Source organism: Peribacillus sp. P4_C12, assembly GCF_056402095.1.
The window spans coordinates 1-7,637 of the sequence record NZ_JBFUIB010000157.1 but is presented as its reverse complement, the minus strand read 5'-3'; the positions used below and the strand labels follow the sequence as shown (position 1 = coordinate 7,637).

Annotated in this window: 6 protein-coding genes; all 6 read right to left on the bottom strand. The window is 38.4% G+C overall.

What is annotated here, in order from left to right; translation table 11 throughout:
* Positions 1-881 (bottom strand): branched-chain amino acid transport system II carrier protein (locus AC1DUW_RS16985; RefSeq protein WP_477643029.1); only part of this gene is annotated, 881 nt, incomplete at its 3' end.
* A 301-nt stretch (positions 882-1,182) separates the two neighbouring features.
* Positions 1,183-2,553 carry a sigma-54 interaction domain-containing protein gene (locus AC1DUW_RS16980; protein ID WP_477643028.1) on the bottom strand — a complete coding sequence of 457 codons (1,371 nt, stop codon included), beginning with the start codon at positions 2,551-2,553 and terminating at the stop codon, positions 1,183-1,185.
* Positions 2,554-2,870: 317 nt separating this feature from the next.
* Positions 2,871-3,125, bottom strand: coding sequence for a biotin/lipoyl attachment domain-containing protein (locus AC1DUW_RS16975; protein ID WP_477643027.1), 255 nt, complete (start codon positions 3,123-3,125; stop codon positions 2,871-2,873).
* Positions 3,126-3,161: 36 nt separating this feature from the next.
* Positions 3,162-4,427: a Glu/Leu/Phe/Val family dehydrogenase gene (locus AC1DUW_RS16970; protein WP_083450847.1), complete on the bottom strand. Its 1,266-nt coding sequence runs from the start codon at positions 4,425-4,427 to the stop codon at positions 3,162-3,164.
* 22 nt (positions 4,428-4,449) lie between these two features.
* Complete coding sequence (locus AC1DUW_RS16965; RefSeq protein ID WP_083450848.1) at positions 4,450-5,643, bottom strand: ornithine--oxo-acid transaminase; 1,194 nt, start codon at positions 5,641-5,643, stop codon at positions 4,450-4,452.
* A 19-nt stretch (positions 5,644-5,662) separates the two neighbouring features.
* On the bottom strand, positions 5,663-7,210 hold the full coding sequence (gene pruA / locus AC1DUW_RS16960; protein WP_053347468.1) for an L-glutamate gamma-semialdehyde dehydrogenase: 1,548 nt from the start codon (positions 7,208-7,210) through the stop codon (positions 5,663-5,665).
* Between the last annotated feature and the right edge of the window lie 427 nt (positions 7,211-7,637).

The following is a 7,637-nucleotide window of genomic DNA, read 5'->3' as shown; positions in this document are numbered from 1 at the left end:
GTAATACCAATTGAGGTAGTGAGACAAGCTAAAGAAACCGCTATAGCTAATGCAATCGTACCGTAGTCTCCGAGAAGGTTATAAACCAGCCCTGTTACGAGCTGCGAACTCTCCATATCCTTCGGAAATAGACCACTTCCAGTGGCACCAATATACAGCAACCCCCCATAAATAATGAGTAACCCAAAACCAGCAACTATAGTTCCATTCAGCACTATTTTCTTCATTTTAGAAGGTTCGTTGTACCCTTTAGCTACAATCGAGCCAATGAAAACCGAGGCACAAAGAAGACCCGTAAAAACGTCGCCCGTCTGGTAAGCGCTAAAAAAGGAATGGGAAAATGGATTGGAAATCTCTGTTTTTATAGGCGCTCCAATAGGATCGAATGTACCTTTGATGACGATAAAGAGAAGAATGGCAAACAAGGCCGGCGTTAGCACTTGTCCAACTTTATCAATAAGATTGGATCGATCACTTGCAAAATAAAAATTCAATGCAAAAAAAACAATCATTGTTAGGAAAGATGGGACATGAGGGAATAAAGTATGAACTCCCATCTCATGAGTGGTTGCAGCCGTCCGGGGCACAGTAACGAGCATCGCAATCCCTATCATGACAACAAGATTAAATACCTTATAAAACCAAGGACTAATCGGCTTTGTCAGTTCTTCAAATTCCCCATTTGAATTTAATACTGCAACAACTCCTAATATAGGAAGTACGACTCCTGTTAGAGTGAAACCTACTAGCGCTAGTGGCCAATCCGCTCCAGACACCAGTCCGATTGACGGAGGAAAAATCAGGTTACCTGCCCCAAAAAATACGGCAAATAAAGCAAAACCAAAAATAAGGCTGTCTCGTAATATCTTGTTTGTATTCATTTCACACCTCTGTTTTCAAATTTTCACTCACTGAAACCGATTGATAGATTGCATCGTTTTTTTAATAGGTTTCTTTTTCTACGCCCTTTATTTTATTTAAGCAATTTACGTGCCAGTTTTAAAAATATTTTAATAATTATTAATATTATATTAATCATTCACTATATCCTAAGCGTTACAAACGACAAAAGGGTCACCATTCTATTATCTATCCAGAATGGTGACCCTTTTATATTATATTTAATTTCCATTTCCATTGAAGAAGGAGTAAAAATTTTCACTCCCTATGGTAAAGTTTTTTTTACCTTAGTTTATGCTTCTCCATTTTATATTTTAATAATTGTTTCGATATCCCCAACTGTCTGGCAGATTCCGCAATTTTCCCGTTTGTTTTGGTTAATTGGTGAACAATAATCTCTTTTTCAAATTCCTGAACCGCATCTTTTAAAGAATCTACATCCATTTTTTTAAGTTCAGTCATTGGAGCTTCTACATAATCTTTGATTCTGCTAGGAATATCATCCAATGTGATTTGATTAGAACTAACGTGATTATAAGCCGTTTCGACAGCGTTCTTTAACTCTCTGATATTCCCGGGCCATGGGTACCTTTTAAAGCACTCTAGTACTTCCCTTTGAACACGATCTATATATATATTCATCGTATTGTTGTAAAAATTCAGATAATGCTCAACAAGCACTTCGATATCTTCTTTTCTTTCCATTAAGTTCGGCAGGTCAATCTGCACAACACCAATTCTATAAAATAAATCCACTCGCAACCGTTTCTCAGCAAGTAAAATGTCTGGGACCTCATTGGTTGCTGAAATCACCCTTATATCCAACCGGATATTTTTTTTTCCACCTAATCTCCTGATTGTTTTTTCTTCAATAGCTTTTAGTAACTTCACCTGAAGGTTAATATCTAAGGAATTAATTTCATCTAAGAATAATGTTCCACCTTCAGCTTGTTCGAATAAACCCGGCATATCTTCCGATCCAGTAAAGCTCCCCTTATTCGTGCCAAATAAAGTACTTTCCCATAAGCTAGCGGGAACTGCACTGCAGTTAAGTGAAATAAAAGGCTTTCCAAATCGGTCACTTAAATTATGAATGGCCTGGGCAATAAGTTCTTTCCCTGTACCCGTTTCCCCAACAATTAGAACATTTGAGTTTGTTAGAGCAATTCTTCTAAGTTTACCTTTAATACTTTCCATTTTATGGTTAACCGTGATTATATCATCAACCGTATAGACTGTATTATTCTTTCTAAAAATCTTATGGCTCGAATATTTATCTAAATATTGAATAGCATCCTTCGAAAAATAGCGCTTAGAGAATTCTACGGCCCCAATAATTTTATCATTTTCCGCAATTGGGTATGTGGAATTGATGGTCTCAATAACCTCTCCCGTTTTGGTAATCATCTCTTGCTTTATATTACATAATGGTTTCCCGGTTTTTAACACATTCATCAATGTACTATTTTCGTTCGTAATGTTTTTATAAAATGAAGTTACATTTTTCCCCATGAATTCTTCAGGCCGTATTCCAAGTTCTTTAAGAACATTTAAATCTGCCATATCATGAAAAATAATCATCCCTTTATCATCTACGACCAAAACATTATCAAAATCTGATAACCGACTAAATATATCTAAATCCTTATTCACCCTTCCAGCCTCCTATACAACTTAAAATATTTCATAGCCTAACAGTCCCTGATGATTAGTCACACCACTACGTCTAGCTTCTTTTTGGAACTGCGTGGCTTACTCATGAGAATATTCAGGAGCCTTGAAAAAGCTACTAGGGTGTATAGTCTAATCATTCTGATATTTTACCATGAAACAAAGAGCTTTTCCTTAGCAAGCGTGCTCTAGGAATTCTCTATATCCAATTTAACTATGCTATCTGTTTGAACAACAACAAAAAAGAGCATCCCAAAAGTCGAATTGCCTACACCTTTGGAACACTCTCTTTTCTATAATTAATCAGAGCCTGTTATAACAAAATCGTCTTGGAGCAAAGCTAAAGGAAGCTTTCTATTAATAGGATCCCCTGCCGTGACATTAATTTCAGTAATGTGACCACTGGCACCTATTGAAACATCAATCAATTTCCCATCTTCTGTTTTCACTAAAAAGAGCCTTTCCCATTCATAAACATAGGAATTCTTTTGAACATAAACTTGTTCGATGGTCCCATTCTGAGTACACTCAATAGTGTAAATCGGTTTTAACAAGGAATCACCCCTCCACTATCTATCATAATATTCAGCTTATACCCAGCCACGGAATATCGAGGCTTCTGCCATTTTTCTGACACCCACCATATATGCTGCCAGCCTCATATTCACTTTTCTTGTCTCGGACATTTCATATACTTGATTAAATGAATTGACCAATAACTCTTTTAATTTGGTTTGAACCTCTTCATCTTCCCAGTAGTAACCCTGATTATTTTGAACCCATTCAAAGTAAGAAACAGTTACACCGCCTGAACTTGCTAATACATCAGGTACAAGAAGCACATTGCGTTCTGTTAAGATTTTAGTAGCCTCCAAAGTGGTCGGACCATTCGCTGCCTCTACGACAATTTGCGCTTTTATAAGATGTGCATTTTCTTGCGTGATTTGATTAGAAATAGCAGCAGGCACTAAAATATCACAATCTTGTTCTAGAAGCTCTTGATTGGTAATTTTATTTTCGAATAGTGTTGTTACCGTTCCAAAGCTATCCCTTTTATCAAGTAAGTAATCGATATCGAGGCCATCTGGGTTATATATGGCACCATATGCGTCAGAAATACCAATCACTTTCGCACCTGCATCATGCATGAATTTTGCTAAAAAGCTTCCCGCATTCCCAAATCCTTGGACAATAATGCGTGCACCTTTCAGTTCTATGCCCTTACGCTTTGCGGCTTCTTCGATACAAATCGTGACACCTTGTGCAGTTGCCTTTTCCCTACCGTGTGAACCGCCCAGCACTAGTGGTTTACCTGTAATGAATCCAGGAGAATCGTGTTCTCTTATTCTACTGTATTCATCCATCATCCATGCCATGATTTGAGAATTTGTATAAACATCCGGGGCCGGAATATCTTTAGTCGGCCCCACTATTTGGCTAATCGCTCGAACATACCCGCGGCTAAGCCTTTCTAATTCACCCATAGACATTTGGCGCGGATCGCAGATAATGCCACCTTTTCCTCCGCCGTATGGCAGATTCACAATCCCGCATTTTAAACTCATCCACATCGAAAGTGCCTTTACTTCTTCCTCATCGACTTCAGGATGAAAACGGATTCCACCTTTTGTAGGACCAACAGCATCGTTGTGCTGGGCACGATATCCAGTGAATATCTTTGTTGAATTGTCATCCATCTTAATTGGAATTCGGACGGTCAGCATACGAAGAGGCTCCTTTAAAAGCTCAAACACTTCTTCCGAATAACCAAGCTTACCCAGCGCCTCCTTGATTACGACCTGTGTGGATTCAAGCAAGCTGGCAGTTTCTTTTTCTTCTTTGATCGTTGTACTCAATGGAATTCACCTCATAGGGATATTAGGATAAAACTCTTTTAATACGTTCAATTGCCCAATCTAGCTCTTCTTTAGTGATCACTAGCGGCGGAGCAAAGCGGATAACTGTATCATGTGTTTCTTTACACAGTAATTTTTCTTCTTTTAGTTTTTCACAATAAGGTCTTGCCGCTTCAGTTAATTCCAATCCAATAAATAAGCCTCTTCCACGAATATCTTTAATCATAGGATTATTGATTTCTTTTAAACTATCCATGAAATATTTCCCTAGCTCTAATGAACGTTCTGCCAGTTTTTCATCTTCAAGAACTTCTAATGAAGCGATAGAAACTGCACATGCTAATGGATTACCACCGAATGTAGAACCATGTGAACCAGGATTAAATACGCCAAGAATTTCACGGTTTGCTGCGACACATGAGATTGGAAATACTCCACCACCAAGTGCTTTTCCTAAAATATACATATCAGGAATCACTTCATCCCAATCAGAAGCAAACATTTTTCCTGAACGGCCAAGTCCTGATTGAATTTCATCCGAAACGAATAGAACATTATTTTCTTTACATAGTTCGTAAGCTTCTTTTAAGAATCCTTGTGGAGGGATGATGATTCCCGCTTCACCTTGGATCGGTTCAATTAAAAATCCAGCTGTTTGAGGTGTAATCGCTTCTTTCAAAGCTGCAAGATCTCCATAAGGAATAAGCTTGACTCCCGGTAGCATTGGTCCAAAACCTCTTCTGTATTCTTCGTCTGAAGACAATGACACAGCTGCCATCGTACGGCCATGGAAATTGCCTATACAAGCAATAATCTCCGCTTGATTTTCAGCGATTCCTTTCACGTCGTAGCCCCAGCGTCTAACAGCCTTGATAGCTGTTTCAACTGCTTCAGCACCAGTATTCATAGGCAGCGCCATATCTTTTTGTGTAAGACGAGCAACCTTTTCATACCAAGGGCCTAATTTATCACTATGAAACGCACGAGAAGTTAACGTTACACGATCTGCTTGTTTTTTTAGTTCATCGATAATTTTTGGATGTCTGTGGCCTTGATTCACTGCAGAATAGGCACTTAGCATATCCATATATTTGTTTCCTTCAGGATCTTCCACCCAAACTCCTTCTGCCTTTGAAATGACAATTGGAAGTGGATTATAATTGTTTGCACCATATTGTTCCGTTTGCTCGATTAATTTTTCTGTTACTGTTGTCATGTTGATTCCCCCCTATGATTTATAGCGTTTCAGATGTTGTTTTTCCTTGAAGATGCAGAACTAAATAATCAGGACCGCCCGCTTTTGAATCTGTACCTGACATATTGAATCCGCCAAATGGCTGGTATCCTACAATGGCACCAGTACAGCCACGATTGAAGTACAAGTTCCCTACGTGGAAATCCTCACGCGCCTGCTCGATATGTTCAATATTGTTCGAGATGACCGCACCTGTTAATCCATAATCTGTGTTATTAGCAATCTCAATCGCATGATCGAAATCTTTTGCTTTACAGAATGCTACTACTGGTCCAAAAATTTCTTCCTTCATAACACGAGCATTTTCATCCACATCTGCAATAATTGTTGGTTGGATAAAGAAACCTTTTGAATTGTCTCCTTCTCCTCCTGCAACTAACTTCCCTTCTGTTTTACCGATCTCTACATAGCTCATGACTTTGTCGTAAGCAGCTTGATCGATAACTGGACCCATAAAGTTATTTACATCTGTTGGTTCTCCAACTGTTTTTTCTTTTGTTAATTCAATAACACGATTTAATACTTGATCATACACATCTTCCACTACGACGGTACGTGAACAAGCAGAACATTTTTGACCGGAGAATCCGAATGCAGAAGCGACGATTGATTGTGCCGCCAATTCCAAATCAGCCTCTTTATCAACAACGATCGTATCTTTACCGCCCATTTCAGCGATTACACGTTTCAACCAAATTTGGCCTTCATGAACCTTTGACGCACGCTCATAAATACGGATTCCAACATCACGAGATCCGGTAAAGCTGATGAAACGTGTACGAGGATGATCTACCAAATAATCGCCAACTTCAGCACCGCTTCCTGGAATGAAGTTCACAACTCCTGCAGGTAAGCCCGCTTCTTCCAACACTTCAATGAATTTAGCTGCAATGACCGGTGTTGTACTTGCTGGTTTCAATAAAACGGTATTTCCTGAAACAAGAGCCGCTGTCGTCATGCCTGCCATGATCGCAAACGGGAAATTCCAAGGTGAGATGATGACACCGACACCAAGTGGAACATAGTTGAAAGCATTGTGTTCAATCGGACGGCTTTCTACTGGCATGCCGTCTTTAAGCTTCAGCATTTGACGTGCGTAGTATTCCATGAAGTCGATCGCTTCCGCTGTATCTGCATCCGCTTCATTCCAAGGCTTTCCTGCTTCTTTAACCAATAGAGCCGAGAAATAGTGTTTTCTTCTGCGAACAATGGCTGCTGCTCTGAATAAAATATTTGCACGCATTTCTGCTTTTGTTTTTCTCCAAGTTTGGAATGTCTTATCTGCCGCTTGCATTGCTTGCTCTGCAAGGTCTTTGTTTGCTTTTGACACAATCCCGATAACTTCTTTTTTGTCTGCTGGGTTTACAGAGGTAATGACTTCATCTGTAAAGATTTTTTCACCGTTAATAACTAATGGATATTTATTTCCTAATTCTTTAGCTACATCATTCAAAGCTACCTGAAATGCTTTATTGTTTGCCTCATTATTAAAATCAGTAAATGGTTCGTGTTTGTATGGTTGGACCATTATGTCTCATCCCCCTAAGATTTATGTTTTTACTTCTCTCTTTATAACTAGCAAGTTCCGTGCCAACTTTTCAACTTTTTAGAAAAATATAGATTTTTCTAAGGAAATGCAAAGAAATTCAGCACTTTTGGTGAAAAATAGCATAGTGTGCCATTATTTTTTGCTTTAATTCTTATATTTGTGGCTTGAACGCTATAGTTTTTATTAATGCAAGATTTGTGCCAACTTGTTTTTTCACGAAAAACAAGGAATTTTTATCTTTTGTGCAAAAAAAATTTGCACTTTAATGCAAAATAATCTTGCTGTGCAAATTTTTATTGCGCCTTTTCTGTAAATCCTCTACAATAATCTCTAAGAAATGAATAAAAGTAGGAGGCATTAATGAATTTAGATCAGATCATAAAAATAGAAGGTTTTCAATCTATCC